The following is an 18179-nucleotide window of genomic DNA, read 5'->3' as shown; positions in this document are numbered from 1 at the left end:
GTCGATTCCCACGCCCCTCCTTCGTCGTGAGGTCGAGAGGCTGATGACAGCCTCCGATCACAAAGGAGACGGATCATGCGCGTGGTGGTTTTCGTGAAGGCGACCGAGGACAGCGAAAAGGGTGTCATGCCCTCGACCGAGCTGCTCGCGGCGATGGGCAAGTTCAATGAAGAGCTGGTCAATGCCGGCATCATGCTGGGCGGTGACGGCCTGAAGCCTTCCACGCAGGGCAAGCGGATCGCCTTCGATGGCCCCGGCCGTACGGTCATCGACGGTCCCTTCGCCGAGACCCGTGAACTGGTCGCCGGCTATTGGATCTGGGAGGTCAAGGACATGGACGAGGCTATCGCCTGGGCCAGGCGCTGCCCCAATCCGATGCCCGGCCCGAGCGAGCTCGAAATCCGTCCCGTCTATGGGATGGAGGATTTCGCGGAGGCAATGACGCCGGAGGTCGCCGAGATCCACGACCGCGCCCGGGACAAGCTCGCCGGCCGCTGAGCCGCCCCTCCTGCTTGTCTCGCCGCTGCGTCTCGCCGACAATGCCTGCATGGCGGATGACGAGACGCGGCGGGCGATCGAAGCGGTTTTCCGGATCGAGCGGGCCAGGCTCATCGCCGGCCTGGCCCGCTTGACGTGCGATGTCGACCGCGCCGAGGAACTGGCGCAGGAGGCTCTGGTCATCGCCCTGTCCGATTGGCCGAAGACCGGCGTCCCCGACAATCCCGGCGCCTGGCTGACGGCCGCGGCCAAGCGCAGGGCGATCGACGGCATGCGGCGCGACGCGATGCGCGAGCGCAAGCACGCGGAGCTCGCGCGGGACCTGAGCGACGATGCCGAGATCGCGGTCGAGCGGATGGAAGCCGCCATCGACGACGATATCGGCGACGAGCTGCTGAGCCTGATCTTCACGGCCTGCCATCCCGTCCTGTCCGCGGATGCGCGCGCGGCGCTCACCCTGCGCCTCATCGGCGGGCTGACGGTCGAGGAGATCGCGCGCGCCTTCGTCTCCAGCGACGCCACCATCGCCCAGCGCATCGTTCGGGCCAAGCGCGTGATCGGCAAGGCCGGTCTCGCCTACGAGGTGCCGCGCGGCGCCGAACGCGCCACGCGCCTCGCCTCCGTGCTCGAGGTCATCTACCTCATCTTCAACGAAGGCTATGCCGCCACTGCCGGCGAGGAGCTGACCCGCCCGTCGCTCTGCGCCGAAGCCCAAAGGCTGGGGCGAATCCTCGCCGGATTGATGCCGGCGGAGCCGGAAGTGTTCGGCCTGCTCGCGCTGATGGAGATACAGGCATCGCGTCTCTCCGCGCGGGCCGGCCCGGACGGCACCCTCATACCCCTGACCGAGCAGAAGCGCGCACGCTGGGACCAGTTCCTGATCCGCCGGGGCTTCGCCGCGCTGAAGCAGGCGGAAGCCCTGGGCGGGGCCGAGGGTGCCTATGCGCTCCAGGCCGCGATTGCCGCCTGCCATGCCCGTGCCCGCAAGGCTGAGGAGACCGACTGGGCCGGCATCGCGGCACTCTACGATCGACTGCGCCGGGTCGTGCCTTCGCCCGTGGTCGATCTCAACCGTGCGATCGCCCACAGCATGGCCTTCGGGCCCGAGGCCGGGCTGCGGTTGATCGGCGAGATCGACGGCATCGCGGCGCTTCGCGACTATGCGCCGCTGCCTGCCGCCAGGGGGGACTTCCTCTTCCGGGCCGGCAGGCTGCGCGAGGCACGGATCCAGTTCGAGACGGCTGCGGGGCTCACCCGAAATGCCGTCGAGAGATCCTTCCTCCTCAGCCGGGCACGGTCCTGCATGATCGGATCGGCCGACTGGCCGGCTTCGACCGCCGGATAACGTGAATATCTTCCTCGGGCTGGTCGTCTCATCCCTGACGGCTGCGGATCGTCGCGACGGCGCTGGGATCAATCACCCGCCAAGCGAGGTGCCGTCGGGGCGTTCGCCGCCATGTCCCCTGCGCCTCGCGAGGTCACGACGACGAGCTCAAGGCTCCCCGCCGTTCCGGCGGCTTCCATCGCATGCTCGAGGTCGCAGAGCGCGAATACGTTCGGCCTGATCAGGCGCAGGTCGAGCTGGCCGGAGCGCACCAAGGCGAGCAGCGGCAGATAGGCGTTCTGCGCGTGCATGATCCGGGAGGCTGCCGGACCCTGATGCAGGCCTCGGCATGAACGACGATGACACGCCGCTGAGCTCGTCTCTCGCCTCCGCCGCGGCATCCCGGACAGGTCTCCGGTTGGGCCGCGCGGCCGCTCGCAGGGAGTGCCCGGCGCAATAGTCCAGTAGGCAATCGTTTCGATAGTTTGTAAATTAGTGCATGGGCCGTGGATACAGATTAACCTTTACCAGGCGTTGAGGATGTTGCTCGATTGCGTTTGCGTGCGACGTGCATTGGTGTTTCCCTCACGTTGCTCCGGCCCCGACGGGCCAAAAACGAAGCCGGTTCCTTCCTCGTACTGAAGGAGCCGGCTTTGCTTTTCTTGACACGTGCGTGCGCGTGCTTGCCGAATGTTTCTGCGTCTGACCTGAGGGAGGATCTGTCGCAGAGCGTTCGGCCCGGCGCATCGAAGATCCCGGTGCAGGATCGGTCACACCGTCACGACGATCTTGCCGAACTGCGCATTCGATTCGAGGAAGCGGTGTGCCTCGGCGATCTCGTCGAACGGGAAGGTCCGGGCGATGACCGGGCGGAGCGCGCCCGAGGCGAGACCGTCGAGGATGAACGCCTTGGCGCGTTCGAGCCGGACGGGATCGCCGGTGATCTCGTGGACGAGATAGCCGCGCAGCGTCAGGCTCCTGCTCAGCACCGTGAACAGCGGGAAAGGGCTCGGCTCTCGGGCGAGCCCGCCATATTCGATCAGGATGCCGCCCCGTGCCATCGCCGCGGTCAGCGGCTCGAAGATCGGTCCGCCGACGGGGTCGAGCACCACGCGCACGCCCTCGGGCCCGGCAATGCCTTTCAGCCGCGCCTCCAGGTCCTCTTCCGCTAACGCCACCACATGCCCGGCCCCGGCCGCCAGCAGGGCGTCCCTCTTGGCAGCGGTCCGGGTCACCGCGACCGGCACGGCGCCGACACGGTTGGCGATCTGGATCGCCGCGAGGCCGACGCTGCTCGAGGCCGCGGTGACGGCGACGACGTCACCCGCGCGCAGCCCGGCGATATCGACCAGCGCACCATAGGCGGTGAGGAAGGCCATCCAGGTCGCGGCCGCCGCCGCGAATCCGAGCTGCGGCGGGTGCCGGACCACGAGCGCGGCCGGAAAGGTCGCGACCTCGCCATAGGCCGGCCAGCGCGCCATCGACCGCGGCGGCACGACGCTGACCGCCTCGCCGGGCAAGAAGCCGGCGACGCCGGCGCCGACCGCCTCGACCAGCCCCGCCGCCTCCAGGCCGAGGCCGGAGGGCAGGGGGGGCGTCTCGATATAGGTCCCGGCCCGCAGCAGCGCCTCCGCGCGGTTGAGGCCGAGCGCCTTCACCCGGATCCGGACCTCGCCCGGGCCGGGTGCCGCCATCTCGATCTCCTCGATGCGCAGCACCTCGGGACCGCCGTGCTCATGAAAGCGAACCATGCGTGGCATCCGCGTCAACTCCAAAGCAATGGAACCGAATAGGCTTTGCCACCTGGGATCCTGCCGATAAATGATATCTCTGGCACGGCAGTCGGAATGCAGGATTTCGAATATGGATCGACTCGCGAGCATGGCGGTGTTCATCCGGGCCGTCGATCTCGGCTCCTTCGCGGCGGCGGCCGCCGCGCTCGGCCTGTCGGCGCCGATGGTGGGCAAGCATGTCCGCTTCCTGGAGGAGCGCCTCGGCGTGCGGCTCCTCAACCGCACCACGCGCCGCCAGAGCCTGACCGAGTTCGGACGCACCTATTACGAGCGCTGCCGCACGGTGCTGGCCGAGGCCGATGCGGCCGATGCGCTCGCCGCCGACCAGCTGGCCGCGCCGTGCGGCAGATTGCGGGTCGCCATGCCGGTGCATTTCGGCCGCCGTTGCGTCGTCCCGGTGCTGATGGCGCTGGCGCGGGAGCATCCGGGGTTGGAGCTCGACCTGTCGCTCGGCGACCCGATCGTGGATCTGGCGGAGAGCGGCCACGACCTGGCGGTCCGCACCGGCGTGCTGGAGGACCGGGGCGGGCTCGTCGCCCGCCGGCTGGCGCGCCAGCGCATGCTCGTGTGCGCCGCGCCGTCCTATCTCGATCGGCACGGCCGCCCGCGGACCCTTGACGATCTCACCCGGCACCAGGCCATCGTCTATCGCCGCTCGGGCCGCGTCCGCCCCTGGCTGTTCCCCCGCCAGGGCCAGTCCGCGGCCGAGATCATGCCCGTCGGCAGGCTGCGCCTCGACGACCTCGACGCCATCGCCGATGCCGCCGCCGACGGCATGGGGCTCGCCTGGCTTCCCGGCTGGCTCGTGCGCGAGCGCATCCGGGCCGGCACGCTGCTGGCGCTGCTGCCGGACCAGCCGCACTATCTCTACGACTGCCACGCGGTGTGGCTGCAAACGCCGCACCTGCCGCTGAAGGTCCGCCTCGCCGTCGATGCGTTGGCGGCCGCCTTGCCCGGGCTGATGATGGAAGGCGAGGGCAGCGGCTGATCCGGCGCCGCCGTCAGCCTCCGGCGGCGGCCGCCGCCGGCTTGGCCTTGGCCTGCTGCATGCGGGCGGTCTCGTCGGCGATCGCCCGGTCGACCGCTTCGATCAGGCGCTGCCAGTTCTCCACGCTGGTGGCGATGGATTTGGCGGCGACGCTGCCGCGCTTGGCCACGACTGCCCGGCGCTGTTCGACCAGATCGGCGCGCAAGGCCGTCAAACCCTGAATATGCCTCGTCATCTCGACCATGCCGGTTCGCTCTGCTCTCAGCCCCGCTCCGATGTAGCGGCTGGCGCAGTTGCTTACAATTGCAGGCAGGTCACGCTTGCGCGCGGGCGAGCGCCTCTTCGACGATCGCGGCCGCCTCGGCCGGCCTGGCTTCGGCCAGCGCCGCGCCGATCAGCATGATGCAGGGACCTTCCAGCGCCTCCTCGGCGAGCACGCCGGCCATGGTGCCGACGCTGGCGTGGAAGATCCGCTCCTCGGCGCGCGTGGCATATTCGACGATGATCGCCGGCGTCGCCGGATCGAGCCCGGCGGCGACGAGCTTCTGCGCGAGCTCGCCCAGCACGGCCTTGCCCATGTAGACGGCGGTGGTCGCCGCCGGATCGGCCAGCGCCTTCCAGTCGAGGTCGTCGGGCAGGCGACCCTGGCGGGAATGGGCGGTGACGAATTGCAGGCGCCTGGAATGGTCGCGATGGGTCAGCGACACCGCCAGGCGTGCCGCCGCGCCGAGCGCCGCGGTGACGCCGGGCACCACCTCGACCGGGATGCCGGCGGCGCGGCAGGCGGCGATCTCCTCGCCCGCCCGGCCGAACACCAGGGGGTCCCCGCCCTTGAGGCGGACGACGCGCTTGCCGCCGGCCGCGAGCGACACCATCAGGGCGTTGATGTCGTCCTGCTTGCAGGAGGGGCGGCGGCCGCGCTTGCCCACCACCATGCGCCGGGCCTCGCGCCGGGCGAAGTCCAGCACCGGCTCGGCGACGAGGTCGTCGTGCAGGATGACGTCGGCCGACTGCAGGGCGCGCACCGCCTTCAGCGTCAGGAGCTCGGGATCGCCCGGACCGGCACCGACCAGCACGACCGAGCCGACGGTGGAACGGTCCGCCGCCGCGGCGGCGACCAGCGCCCCGCGATCCGATTCGGTCGGCTCGTCCCCCGGGCGGGCCAGGGCCTCGCGGGCGAAGCGCTCCCAGATCCGGCGCCGGACGGCGAAGGAGGCGGAGAGCGACTGCACCAGCGGCCGCCAGGCCTTGGCCGCCTCGGCCCAGCGGCGGAAGCCGTCGGGGAGCAGCGTCTCGATGCGGGCACGAATTGCCTGGGCGAACACCGGGGATGCCCCGTCGGTGGAGATGCCGACCACCAGGGGCGAGCGGTTGACGATCGAGCCGAACTGGAAATCGCAGAAGGCCGGACGGTCGACGATGTTGACCGGCACGCCGGCGGCCTTGGCGGCGTCGCGGAAGGCCTGCGCCTCCGCCTCGTCAGCGGCATCCGCCACGGCGAGCGCCGCGCCGGCGAGGTCCGCCGGGCTCCAGCGCCGGGCGACATGGCGGATGCGGCCCTCGCTGCGGGCGAGCACCTCGGCGAGCTCGTCGAAGACGGCAGGAGCGTAGACCTCGACCGCGGCGCCGGCCGCGGCCAGCAGCTCGGCCTTCCAGGCCGTGCCGGCGCTCTCGCCGGCGACCAACGCACGCTTGCCGCCGAGGCGATAGAACACCGGCAGCACCGAAAGCGGCGCGATGCGCCCCGGCTCGGCTTCACTCGGCGTGCGGCTCATGACGATTCCCGGTCAACGGATCGAGGCTTCGGCTGGTGCCGGCGAGCTTGCGGCAGGCGGCCGCGGCACTCTATCCCGAAGGCGACGCCGGACAACTAGCCCATTCCACAGGCAATGACAACCGCGGCCGATTTCATACATTCCATTGGCGTGAAATTCGGGCCGGCGGCTACAGCATGCGCCGGCCCCGGCGCAGGGCTGGCGCCGCGGTTTCGGCGAGGCTGCGGGGATCGCCGCGCTGCAGCCGCGCCGTGGCGATGGCCAGGCCCCAGACCGCGCCGAACAGCAGCCAGACATGGCGCCAATGGTCGACGTCGATGATCCAGGCTTCCAGCACCACCACCTGGTAGGTCGCAGTCACGCAGATGAAGATGTGCCGCCAGGGCGCCGGCTTCAGGCAATATTTCCAGCCCACGAACAGCGTCGACACCACCATCGCCGGCCAGACGATGCCGCCGATCCATCCGTAGGACATGAAGGCATTGAGATAGGAGTTGTGGGTGTCCTCGCCGAACATCGGGCCGAATTGCAGCATGCCGATGCCGATCGGCTTGTCGAGCGCCAGCACGAAGCCGAGCCAGTGGCGGTTGAAGCGGCCGAACTGGCCGAGGTCGTAGTTCTGCTCCAGGCTGGCGCGCTCGGCGAACAGCTTGCTGACGGCATCGAAGGAGAGCAGCATCAGGATCAGCAGCGCCAGGGCGACCGCGCCCAGGATGCACAGCACCACCACGCGGGTGCGCAGCTGGCGCGAGCGTGCGCACCACAGCGTCATCAGCGTCATCAGCACCGCCGAGCCGACGAAATGGCCCCAGGCGCCGCGCGAGAACGACAGGAACAGGCCGGCCATGATGATGAGGAGCTTCAGGACGTTGCGGCCGGCCCCGTCCATGCCGTCGATATAGAGCCGCTGCACCAGAACGAGGGCTGGGAAGACCAGGAACGGGCCGAAGACGTTCGGGTCCTGGAACGTCGACTTGACGCGCGAATAGAGCAGCAGCGCGTCCGAGCCCGGCAGCAGCCGGGCATAGCCGAGCACGCCGATGAGCGAGCACATCACCGCCGTGGCGACATAGGCGCGCACCAGGATGTCGAGGCGCTCCACCGTGCGCTCGGACAGCACCATCATGAAGAACAGGCCGGTGAAGGCGAGGAACCAGCCGATGCAGGTCCACATCACCGTCTTGGGCAGGTGCATCACCGGAATCAGGGTGATGGTGGCGCCGATCATGTAGACGAGAACGAGCAGGATGACCGGGATCATCTCCCGCTTCAGCGTCAGGCCGCCGCAGGCCCAGGTCAGGATGGCGAGGACGCCGAGGAGCTCGTAGGGCGAGGGCTCGACCATGGTGATCGAGCCGCCGAACACCATCAGCCACAGCGTCGCCTGGCGCAGCCTTTCCGGGCTGACGGTGAAGCGCAGCCGCGCGGCGGCCGGCGCGCCGAGGGCCGCCGCGGTCGCCATCAATAGGCGTTCTCGGTGTTGACGAGAGCGAGCGGCGTGCGCACGAGGATCTGCAGGTCGAGCAGCGGCGACCAGTTCTCGATATAGTAGAGGTCGTGCTCGACGCGCCGGCGCAGCTTCTCGGAGGTGTCGACCTCGCCGCGCCAGCCGTTGATCTGGGCCCAGCCGGTGACGCCGGGCTTGACCTTGTGGCGGGCGAAGTAGCCGTCGACCACCGCCTCCCACAGCTTGTCCTGGGTGTTCGAGCCGACCGCGTGCGGACGCGGGCCGACCAGGGAGAGGTTGCCGATCAGCACGTTGATCAGCTGCGGCAGCTCGTCGATGGAGGTCTTGCGGATGAAGCGCCCGACGCGGGTGACGCGCGGGTCGCCCTTGGTCACCGCCACCTTGGCTTCGTAGTCGCATTTCTCCGCATACATCGAGCGGAACTTGAAGACGTCGATCACCTCGTTGTTGAAGCCGTAGCGCTTCTGGCGAAACAGCACCGGCCCCTTCGAATCGAGCTTGATGGCGATCGCCGTGGCCGCCAGCACCGGCGAGAGCAGCACCAGCGCCAGGCTGGCGAAGACGAGGTCGAAGCTGCGCTTGACGATCGAATCCCAGTCGGCGATCGGCTTGTCGAACACGTCCAGGAACGGCACGGCGCCGATATAGCTGTAGGAGCGCGGCCGGAAGCGCAGCTTGTTGGTGTGGGCGGAGAGGCGGATATCCACCGGCAGCACCCAGAGCTGGCGCAGGATCTGCAGCAGCCGGTTCTCCGCGGTGATCGGCAGCGACACGATCAGCATGTCGATCTTGGCGATGCGCGCGAAGGCGACCAGCTCGGCGATGGTGCCGAGCCTGGGGTAGCCCTGGACGATCGCCGGCGAGCGGTCGCCGGCGCGATCGTCGAAGATGCCGCAGATCTGCACGTCCTTGTCGGCCGAGGCCTCCATCGAGCGGATCAGCTCGGCGGCGGTCTCGCCGCCGCCGACGATCACGGCGCGGCGTTGCAGCCGGCCGTCGCGCATCCAGTGCCCGACGAGCACCGCCACGCCGGTGCGGAACACCAGGAAGAATGCGAAGCCGGCAATGTACCAGGCGGTGAACCAGAGGCGCGAATAGAACTCGCCGAGCTTGAGGAAGAAGATCGCCACCGCGAATCCGGCGAAGACCAGCGTCCAGGCCGCGGCAATTCGGCCGATCTGCCCGAAGATGGAGCGGAACGCGCCGGTGTTGTAGCCGTCGGCGGCCTGGATCAGGGCGATCGTGAACAGCGCGCCGAGCACGAGCGGGATGAGGTAGCGCGGATCGCTGCCGTCTTCGCGCACGATGGTGCCGAGATAGACGGCGAAGCCGATGGCCAGCACCGCCAGGAACTCGATGATCCGGACCCAGCCGCTCAGCATGCTGCGCGAGATCGGCCTGTCGGAGAAGCGGTCGGCGATGGCGCGAGCCTGGTCCGACAGCGCCGCCGGCGGCGCGTCGGCGACCGGCGCCGGCGCGCTCATCATCGCCCGGGTTCCGAATTTCGCACGGGCATTGAACTCGGTCATGGCACGCATTCCGTCCTGTCCCGGCCGCTGACGGCGGGCGCATCGCCGGCAGACAATGACGCGGAATGCTTGAGGATTGGTTCAGGCGACTGCGTAAACTTGAACCTGTCCGTCCCGATCAGGGGTGGCCGTCGCTGCCTTCAGAACCAGCGCTCGCTGACCTTGATCGTGTCGCCGGGCTGCAGGGGGTAGGTGATCGGCACGAAGCCGGTGACGGCCTGCCCGTCGACGAGCCGGGTGAGCTCGACGCTGCGCTCCTGGGCGCGGGGGGTGAAGCCGCCGGCGATCGCCACCGCGGTCTGGGCGGTCAGCCCGTTCACGTAGGGGAACTGTCCGGCCTGGTTGACCTCGCCGAGCACGAAGAACGGCCGATACTGCTCCACCTCGATCGAGACGTGCGGCTCGCGCACATAGCCGTTCTGCAGCCGCGTGGCGATGTCGCCCTCGAGCTGGGCGGTGGTGCGGCCGGAGACCGGCACCGCGCCGATCAGCGGCATGGAGATCCGCCCGCTCGCATCGACCGCGTAGATGTTGGAGATATTGTCCTGGCCGAAGACCAGCACCCGCACCTTGTCGCCGGAGCTGAGACGGTAGGGCGTGTAGGGCGTGTCCTGGAAGGCGGCGTAGCGGGGCGAGCTGCAACCGGCAGTAAGGATGCCGAGCGCGACCACGGCGAGGCGCAGCGTGCTGCCCGGCTTGCGGCGCAGCGGCGATCCGACGGTTGGACGGTGCATGGGAGAGGACCCGCATTGACAACTTCTGATCGAGTCCCTTCTAGGCCGATTATGGTTAACAAACTCCAACGCCGCCCCGGCGGCCGGGACGCGATTAACGTCGCATCAACCATGTTGCTGTCAGATCGGGACGGTCATGCTCCCGGGGTCCGTCATGCGCGCTTCCTTAGACGCCAGCGATCCGTTGGCCGCCCGCGATGAGCGCGGCGGCGAATTGGACCTCGGCGCCCTTGCGCGGGCGCTGTGGGCCCGCCGGCGGCTGATTCTGATTCCGACCCTGATCGCCCTCGTCTGCTCGGCGATCGTGGTGCAGCTGATTCCGGCCAAGTACAAGTCGACCGCCAGCGTGTTCCTGCAGGCGCAGGAATCGACCTTCACGCGGCCGACCGGGGCCCAGCCGGGCGCAGACCAGCAGGTCGTCGACGAGCAGGCGGTCGCCAGCCAGGTGCAGGTGATCATGTCGCGCGACCTCGCCCTGGCCGCGATCAAGAAGCTCGGCCTGGTCGGCAACCCCGAATTCGACCCCGGCGCCTCGGGCGTCGGCCCGCTGTCGCAGGTGCTGATGGTGCTGGGCCTGGCCAAGGACCCGCTCGCCAAGGCGCCGGAGGAGCGGGTGCTCGACACCTATTTCGAGGCCCTCGCCGCCTATCCCGTCGACAAGTCGCGGGTCATCACCATCGAGTTCTCCTCGCGCGACCCGGACCTGGCGGCCCGCGCCGCCAACACCATAGCCGCGCTCTATATCGAGACCCAGCGCGCCGCCAAGCGCGGCGAATCCCTCGACGCCTCGCAGGCGCTCTCGCCCCAGATCGACGAGCTGCGCAAGACCGTGGCCAAGGCCGAAGCCGCGGTGGAGGATTATCGCACCAAGAACGGCCTGTTCATCGCCCAGAACAACGCCTCGCTCACCACCCAGCAGCTCGTCGACGCCAACACCCAGCTCTCCGCCGCCCGTGCCCAGCAGACCGAGGCGCAGGCCAAGGCCAGCCTGATCCGCGGGCTGCTCAAGGCCGGCAAGCCGATCGACGTCTCCGACGTCAACAACAACGACCTGATGCGCCGCCTGATCGAGCAGCGCGTCACCCTGAGCTCCCAGCTGGCGCTGGAATCGCGGACGCTGCTGCCCGCCCATCCCCGCATCAAGGAGCTGAACGCCCAGCTCGCCGGCTTGCAGAAGCAGATCGTCATCGAGGCCCAGAAGACCGTGCGCTCGCTGGAGAACGACGCGCAGCTTGCGGGGTCCCGGGTCGAGACCCTGACGCAGCAGCTCGATAGCCAGAAGCAGCAGGCCGCCTCCTCCAACGAGCAGGAGGTGCAGCTGCGCGCGCTGGAGCGTGAGGCCAAGGCGCAGCGCGACCTGCTGGAGGCCTATCTCTCGCGCTACCGCGAGGCGAACGCCTACGGCTCCTTCACCGAGATGCCGGCGGGCGGGCGCATCATCTCCCAGGCGGTGCCGGCGACGACGCCCTATTTCCCGCGCAAGCTGCCGATCATCTTCATCGTCACCGTCGCCGTCCTCGTGCTGTCGCTGGCCCTCGTGGCCGCCTCGGAACTGATGTCCGGGCGCGCTTTCACCCAGCGTCCGGCGAGCGAGCCGCCGGCCGAGGCCGAGCGCCCGCCGCTGCGGCCGGCCCCTGTGCCGGCGGAGTCGCCGCGCGAGCCGCCGCCCGCCGGCCCCGGTCGCCACCTCCCGCCGGAGCCTGCGGCGGAGGCGGCCGTGCCTGCACCGCTCTGGACGCCGCCGATGCCCGCGGCCGCCGGCGAGGCGGCGCTCGGCCTGCACGAGCCGCTCGGCTATCGGCCGCCGGAGCCCGCCGGCGACCCCGTCGCGGCTGTGCTCCCGGCGGATGCGCCGGCACCCGTCGCGACGACGCCCGAGCCTGCTGCGGCCGAGGCCGAGTCGTCCCAGAGCCTCGAGGCCATCGCCGCGCCGGTAGAGCCCGTTCCGGCTGCCGAGCCTGCGCCGCCGGTCGAGCCGCTGCCGATGGCCGAGGTGCCGCCGGTCCACGATGCCACCCCGCAGCGCGACCGTCTCACCGAGCTCGAGCGGCTGGCGGCGCAGCTGCGCGCCCGGATGGGCGGTACCCGCAGCGTCCTCTTTGCCGGCAGCGGATCGCGGGAAGGCATCTCGGCGGCCGCGTCGCACTTTGCCCGGGCGCTCGCAGCCGCAAGCCTGCGCGTCGTCCTGATCGACCTCACGCCGGGCGAGGCGTCCGGCGGCCGGCCGGGCCTCGGCGAGCTCCTTGCAGGCGAGGCGTCCTTCGTCGACGTGATCGAGCGCGACCGTTTCTCCCGTCTGCACCTGATCGGCGGCGGTCGCGCCGTCTCCGCCGATGCCGACGGCGAGGGGGTGACGGCCCGGCTGCAGGTGGTGTTCGAGGCGTTGTCCTCGACCTATGACGCCGTCGTGTTCGACGGCGGCGTGCTGCGCGGCCCGGAGGGACCGATCTGGGCGCCGATCGCCGCCGCCTGCGAGAGCGCGCTGGTGGTCAGCGTGCCCGAGGAGGCCGGCGCCGACGGCATCGACGCCCGCGGCGTGCTGGAGCGGCTCGGCGCCCGCGACATCGCCACGGTGGCCGCGCCCGAGGCCGGACCGGACGGCCTCGCCGCGGCGTGACGGCCGGGGACGGCGTCGCGGGATGCTCCCGCATTCGCGGGACGCTCCCGCATTCGCGGGCCGCTCCCGCATTCGCGGGAGGTGCTAACTGAATCTTGCGGTTTTCGCCGCAGGCTGGGGCGGGGAGGGCACCATGTCCGGTCTGCGCCAGCTCGTGTTCAAGTCCGGCCTCGACGCCCTTCACCTCGTCGGGGCGCATCGCTGGATGCCGCCCCCGGCGAAGGGGCGCGGCGCCATCTTCATGCTGCATCACGTTCGGCCGTGGCGGGGCGAAGCCTTCGCGCCGAACCGGCATCTGGAAGTGACGCCGGAATTCCTCGACCGCACGATCGCACGGGTCCGGGAGCGCGGCTTCGATCTCGTCACCATGGACGAGGCGCATCGGCGCATCGGCGCGGCGGAGGAGGGGTCCCCGTTCGCGGCCTTCACGCTCGACGACGGCTATCGCGACAACGCCCTCCATGCCGTGCCGGTGTTCCAGCGGCATGGCTGCCCCTACACCATCTATGTCGCCAGCGACTTCGCCGAGGGCCGCGGCGTGCTGTGGTGGGTGGTGCTGGCGGAGGCGATCCGGCGCCTCGCCGCGGCCGAGGCCGTGCTCGGCGGCATTCCACGCCGCTACGAGACCGCCGATGCACGGGCCAAGGGCCGGGCCTTTGCCGCGATCTACGCCGACCTGCTGCGGGACGGCGAGCCCTCACGCCATCCCGCCATCGCGGACCTGGCGCGCCAGGCCGGATTCGCGCCGCAGGCGCCGTGCCGGGAGCTGTGCATGACCTGGCCGGAGCTCGCCGCGCTCGGCGCCGACCCGCTCGCCACCTTCGGTGCGCATACCCGCTCCCATCCGATGCTGGCCAAGCTGCCGGCGGTGGACGCGCGGGCGGAGATCCTGGAGGGGCGGACCGTGCTCGAGCGTACGCTGGGGCGGCGGATCGAGCACTTCGCCTATCCCGTCGGCAATGCCGCAGCGGCCGGGCCCCGCGAATTCGCCATGGTGCGGGAACTGGGCTTCCGCACCGGCGTCACCACCCGCCGCGGTCTGGTTCACGGCGCCCATGCCGCCCGTGCCGAATGCCTGCCGCGCGTGTCGCTGAACGGACATTTCCAGGCGCTGCGCTATGTCGACCTGTTCCTGTCGGGCGCTCCCTTTGCGCTCGCCGACCGCCTGCGGCCCGCCGACGCCGCCTGAGCCTGCCGCCCCGGAGGGTCAGCGCCGCCGCCCGATCGGGATGAAGTCCGGGGAGGAGGGGCCGCAGGCGCCGCCGTGCCAGTCGCCGAGCCATGTCTCGACGACGAGACCGGCTTCGTCCAGAAGCGCGGCGAGATCCGCCTGCGGCGTGAAGCGGATCCTGGAGGCGGCGCAGAGATGCCGTCCGTCCCGCAGCAGCCGATAATGGGTCTCATAGGTCACGATGCCGGTGGCCGCATCGTGGACCGCGTCGTTCCAGGCCTCGACGGGCCCCAGTGCCGGATGGTCGAGCCGGCGGTGGGATTCGCCCGGCACCCATTCGAGCCACGCCCGTGCCTGTGGATTGCGGCTGTCGAAGACGAAGCGCCCGTCCGGCGCCAGATGCTCGGCGATGGTCCGCAGGACCGCTCGCTGGTCGGCCGTCGTCAGGAAGACCTGGAAGGCGTGGCCGGTCAGGATCACGCGGTCGAAGCGATGCCCGAGCCGGACGGTGCGCGCATCGGCCTCGATCCAGCGCACGCGCTCTCCCCCGGGGCGCCGCCGCGCGGCCTCGAGCATGGCGGCGGCGGGGTCGACGCCAGCGACGTGCCGTCCGGGCGCCAGCGCCGCGGCCAGTTCTCCGGTGCCGCAGCCCAGATCGAGAACCGAGCCGGCGCCTGCCGCCAGCGTCGCGCAGAAATCGAAGTCGGCGCGCCAGCCATTGTCGAGGTCGTAGAAGTCGACCAGCGCCGGATCGGCGTAGAGACGGTCGTCGAAGGGCCCGGTCTCGTGCATGTCGCTGCGTCCCGCATCTGCCACCGCCCTGCCGCGCCCTGGCGCTCCCGGCATCGGGGATCGGGCCGCGGTGTGCGGTGGCCGAGGGTCTGCCATGCCGGGCGGATTTGTCGATCGAAATCTCCGCGAAATCGGCCTATGCGTCGCGGGCGCCGGCCCGATGCCGGCTCTGTTTCCCGTCTTCGCGAGCCTCCGGTGACCGATTACGTCCGCAAGATCCTCGATGCCCGCGTCTATGACGTCGCCGTGCAGACCCCTCTCGACCGCATGGTGCGCCTCGGCGAGCGCCTCGATGCGTCGGTCCTGCTCAAGCGCGAGGACCTGCAGCCGATCTTCTCCTTCAAGATCCGCGGCGCCTACAACCGCCTGGCGCGCCTGTCGGACGCGGCCCGCGCGGCCGGCGTGATCTGCGCCTCCGCCGGCAACCACGCGCAGGGCGTGGCGCTGTCGGCGCAGCGCCTCGGCATCGCCGCCACCATCGTCATGCCGGTGACGACGCCGGCCATCAAGGTCGACGCCGTGCGCCATCGCGGCGGCCGGGTGGTGCTGCACGGCGAGGCGTTCGACGAGGCCCATGCCCATGCCCGCGCTCTCGAGCGCCGGCATGGGCTCACCTTCGTCCACCCCTTCGACGATCCCGACGTGATCGCCGGGCAGGGGACGGTCGGCATGGAGATCCTGCACCAGCATCCCGGGCCGATCGAGGCGATCTTCGTGCCGATCGGCGGCGGTGGCCTGGCCGCCGGCATCGCCGCCTATGTCAAGTTCCTGCGGCCGCAGACCCGGGTGATCGGCGTCGAGCCGGTGGACGCCGCCTCGATGCAGGCGGCGCTCGCGGCGGGCGCGCCGGTCGAGCTCGACCGGGTCGGCCTGTTCGCCGACGGCGTGGCGGTGCGCCGGGCCGGCACCGAGACCTTCCAGCTGTGCAAGGATCTGCTGGATGGCGTGATCCTTGCCGATACCGACGAGATGTGCGCGGCGGTCAAGGACATCTTCGAGGACACGCGCGTGCTCGCCGAGCCCGCCGGGGCGCTGTCGCTGGCCGGGCTCAAGCTCCATGCCGCCCGCCAGCCCGGACGCAGCGGGGCGCTGGTGGCGATCAACAGCGGCGCCAACATGAACTTCGACCGGCTCCGGCACGTGGCCGAGCGCGCCGAGATCGGCGAGGCGCGCGAGATTCTGCTCGGAGTGACGATTCCCGAGGAGCGCGGCAGCTACAAGCGTTTCATCAACGTCCTCGGCAACCGGGCCATCACCGAGTTCAACTACCGCTACGCCGACAATGCCGCCGCCCATGTCTTCGTCGGCATCAAGCTCGGCGACGCCAAGGCGGAGAAGCCGGCTATCGTCGCCGAGTTGACGCAACTGGGCTACGGCGTGCTCGATATCAGCGACAACGAGGCGGCCAAGCTGCACATCCGCTACATGGTGGGCGGCCGCGCCCCGGCTCTCGCCGACGAGGTCATCCTGCGCTTCGAGTTCCCCGAGCGGCCGGGCTCGCTTCTGAAGTTCCTGGAGGCCGTCGGCACCGACTGGAACATCACCTTGTTCCACTACCGCAACCACGGCGCCGACTATGGTCGCGTCCTCGCCGGCCTGCAGGTGCCCGCCGCCGACCGGCAGCGCTTCGTGCGGCAATTGCGCTCGCTCGGCTATCCCTATGAGGAGGAAACGGAAAATCCGGCTTTCCGCATGTTCCTGGCTTGAGGATGCGGGACGCACGAAAAAAGCGAGGCTTTCGCAAGCCTCGCTTTTCTATACCAGACCACGTCTCAAACCTAATTACCCGCCGAATTCCTCATTCGTCTATCGCGATGTTGAGAACCCCGGGTAGGCTGCTCTTTCCCGGCATTTTTGCCGGCGGCGCCGCTAGGCTTCCTCCCAAGACTTGGACCTTGACTTCCTGCTGCCCGACACCGGGCGTTTGGTCGTCCTGCCGTTAACGGATCGGGACGCTAGACCATCTGTTGTGCGTTGTCACGTCCCCGCGCAGCCTGTCGCTCAAATTTCATAATATTGCTGAAAATTTGTGCAGATCGTTTTTCTGGACTAGGGATCGGGCAGAGCTATGCCACCGCCGCGGCCGTGTTTTGACCGCCGCTCCCGCTTGTATTTTCGGCGGGGATCGGGTCATCTCGCCGCCGTTCTTCAGCCTCGAAAGCCTGTTCCATGCGCCTCAGCCGCTATTTCCTGCCCATCCTGCGCGAGACGCCGAAGGAGGCCGAAGTCGTATCCCACCGGCTGATGCTGCGTGCCGGGATGATCCGTCAGGAGGCTGCCGGCATCTATGCGCTGCTGCCGCTGGGTTTGCGCGTGGTGGAGAAGATCAACCGCATCATCCGCGAGGAGCAGAACCGGGCCGGCGCGATCGAGCTCCTGATGCCGACCATCCAGTCGGCCGATCTCTGGCGCGAGAGCGGGCGCTACGACGACTATGGCAAGGAGATGCTGCGCATCAAGGACCGCCACGAGCGCGACGTGCTCTACGGCCCGACCAATGAGGAGATGATCACCGACATCTTCCGCACCTATGTGCGCAGCTACAAGGACCTGCCGCTGAACCTCTACCATATCCAGTGGAAGTTCCGGGACGAGATCCGTCCGCGCTTCGGCCTGATGCGCGGGCGCGAGTTCCTGATGAAGGACGCCTATTCCTTCGATCTCGACCAGGCCGGGGCCGAGCATTCCTACAACAAGATGTTCGTGGCCTATCTCAGGACCTTTGCCCGGCTCGGCCTCACCGCCATCCCGATGGTGGCCGACACCGGCCCGATCGGCGGCAATCTCAGCCACGAGTTCATCATCCTCGCCTCGACCGGCGAGAGCGAGGTGTTCTGCCACAAGGACTACCTCACGATGACGGCGCCCGACGCGGCGACCGACTTCGACGACAAGGCCGGGCTCGACGCCATCGTCAAGCGCTGGACCTCGCTCTATGCCGCCACGTCGGAGAAGCACGACGCCGCCGCCTTCGCGGCGCTTCCCGCCGAAGCGCAGGTGTCCGCCCGCGGCATCGAGGTCGGGCACATCTTCTATTTCGGCACGAAATATTCCGCGCCGATGAAGGCCGTCGTCGCCGCGCCGGACGGCTCGCTCGTGCCCGTGCATGGGGGCTCCTACGGCATCGGCCCGACCCGCGTCGCCGCCGCCGCGATCGAGGCGGGGCACGACGAGGCCGGCATCATCTGGCCGGAAGCGATCGCTCCGTTCCGCGTCGGCCTGGTCAACCTCAAGCCCGGCGACGCCGCGGTCGACGGGGCCTGCGCCGAACTCTACGCCAGGCTCGGCGCCAAGGGCGTCGAGGTGCTGCTCGACGACACCGAGGAGCGGCCCGGCGCCAAGTTCGCCGCCATGGACCTGATCGGCCTGCCCTGGCAGGTGATCGTCGGGCCGAAGGGGTTGGCCGCCGGGCAGGTGGAGCTGAAGAATCGCGCCACCGGCGCGCGCGAGACCCTGAGCCCGGCCGACGTGCTGGCCCGCTTCTGACCCG

General features: G+C 69.7%; 15 protein-coding genes. 7 read left to right on the top strand and 8 right to left on the bottom strand.

Annotated features, from left to right (window positions below):
• The first annotated feature begins 75 nt into the window (after positions 1 to 75).
• Positions 76 to 498, top strand: coding sequence for a YciI family protein (locus QO011_RS11715; RefSeq protein WP_307271920.1), 423 nt, complete (start codon positions 76 to 78; stop codon positions 496 to 498).
• A gap of 49 nt (positions 499 to 547) precedes the next feature.
• Entirely contained in the window at positions 548 to 1843 is a 1296-nt protein-coding gene (locus QO011_RS11710) for an RNA polymerase sigma factor (RefSeq protein ID WP_307271917.1), read from the top strand.
• A gap of 68 nt (positions 1844 to 1911) precedes the next feature.
• On the opposite strand, the gene QO011_RS11705 is transcribed toward QO011_RS11710, so the two are convergent.
• Both QO011_RS11705 and QO011_RS11700 read right to left on the bottom strand, forming a co-directional pair.
• Entirely contained in the window at positions 1912 to 2133 is a 222-nt protein-coding gene (locus QO011_RS11705) for a hypothetical protein (RefSeq protein ID WP_307271914.1), read from the bottom strand.
• A 459-nt stretch (positions 2134 to 2592) separates the two neighbouring features.
• The gene (locus tag QO011_RS11700; RefSeq protein ID WP_307271910.1) at positions 2593 to 3582 is read right to left on the bottom strand and encodes a zinc-dependent alcohol dehydrogenase family protein; all 990 of its coding nucleotides are present in this window, start codon (positions 3580 to 3582) and stop codon (positions 2593 to 2595) included.
• Between the two features lie 103 nt (positions 3583 to 3685).
• On the opposite strand from QO011_RS11700, the gene QO011_RS11695 reads away from it, so the two are divergent.
• Positions 3686 to 4603 carry a LysR family transcriptional regulator gene (locus QO011_RS11695; protein WP_307271908.1) on the top strand — a complete coding sequence of 306 codons (918 nt, stop codon included), beginning with the start codon at positions 3686 to 3688 and terminating at the stop codon, positions 4601 to 4603.
• A 13-nt stretch (positions 4604 to 4616) separates the two neighbouring features.
• Here the strand turns inward: QO011_RS11695 and QO011_RS11690 are convergent, their stop codons facing one another.
• The 5 genes from QO011_RS11690 to QO011_RS11670 form a co-directional block, all read right to left on the bottom strand.
• Entirely contained in the window at positions 4617 to 4847 is a 231-nt protein-coding gene (locus QO011_RS11690) for a hypothetical protein (protein WP_307271906.1), read from the bottom strand.
• A gap of 70 nt (positions 4848 to 4917) precedes the next feature.
• Positions 4918 to 6378, bottom strand: a complete 1461-nt coding sequence (gene cysG / locus QO011_RS11685) for a siroheme synthase CysG (protein WP_307271903.1) — start codon at positions 6376 to 6378, stop codon at positions 4918 to 4920.
• 169 nt (positions 6379 to 6547) lie between these two features.
• Positions 6548 to 7840: an O-antigen ligase family protein gene (locus QO011_RS11680; RefSeq protein WP_307271901.1), complete on the bottom strand. Its 1293-nt coding sequence runs from the start codon at positions 7838 to 7840 to the stop codon at positions 6548 to 6550.
• Entirely contained in the window at positions 7840 to 9375 is a 1536-nt protein-coding gene (locus QO011_RS11675; RefSeq protein WP_307271898.1) for an undecaprenyl-phosphate glucose phosphotransferase, read from the bottom strand. Before QO011_RS11675 ends, QO011_RS11680 begins: the two co-directional genes overlap by 1 nt.
• 140 nt (positions 9376 to 9515) lie before the next feature.
• Positions 9516 to 10109: a polysaccharide biosynthesis/export family protein gene (locus QO011_RS11670; protein ID WP_307271894.1), complete on the bottom strand. Its 594-nt coding sequence runs from the start codon at positions 10107 to 10109 to the stop codon at positions 9516 to 9518.
• A gap of 154 nt (positions 10110 to 10263) precedes the next feature.
• Between QO011_RS11670 and QO011_RS11665 the strand changes: the two genes are divergently transcribed.
• Both QO011_RS11665 and QO011_RS11660 read left to right on the top strand, forming a co-directional pair.
• Positions 10264 to 12726, top strand: a complete 2463-nt coding sequence (locus QO011_RS11665) for an exopolysaccharide transport family protein (RefSeq protein ID WP_307271891.1) — start codon at positions 10264 to 10266, stop codon at positions 12724 to 12726.
• 133 nt (positions 12727 to 12859) lie between these two features.
• The gene (locus QO011_RS11660) at positions 12860 to 13915 is read left to right on the top strand and encodes a polysaccharide deacetylase family protein (protein WP_307271888.1); all 1056 of its coding nucleotides are present in this window, start codon (positions 12860 to 12862) and stop codon (positions 13913 to 13915) included.
• Positions 13916 to 13933: 18 nt separating this feature from the next.
• Here QO011_RS11660 and QO011_RS11655 read toward each other — a convergent pair whose 3' ends face one another.
• Positions 13934 to 14689 (bottom strand): class I SAM-dependent methyltransferase, encoded by a 756-nt coding sequence (locus QO011_RS11655; protein WP_307271886.1) that lies wholly within the window; start codon positions 14687 to 14689, stop codon positions 13934 to 13936.
• Positions 14690 to 14884: 195 nt separating this feature from the next.
• On the opposite strand from QO011_RS11655, the gene ilvA reads away from it, so the two are divergent.
• On the top strand, positions 14885 to 16396 hold the full coding sequence (gene ilvA, locus QO011_RS11650; protein WP_307271884.1) for a threonine ammonia-lyase, biosynthetic: 1512 nt from the start codon (positions 14885 to 14887) through the stop codon (positions 16394 to 16396).
• Positions 16397 to 16858: 462 nt separating this feature from the next.
• A complete protein-coding gene (gene proS / locus QO011_RS11645; protein WP_307271881.1) occupies positions 16859 to 18175 on the top strand; it encodes a proline--tRNA ligase in 1317 nt (438 codons plus the stop codon).
• Positions 18176 to 18179: the final 4 nt, after the last annotated feature.

It is taken from the genome of Labrys wisconsinensis, assembly GCF_030814995.1.
Lineage (GTDB): Bacteria > Pseudomonadota > Alphaproteobacteria > Rhizobiales > Labraceae > Labrys > Labrys wisconsinensis.
The sequence above is the reverse complement of the archived record's forward strand: the minus strand, read 5'-3'. Positions and strand labels throughout refer to the sequence as shown.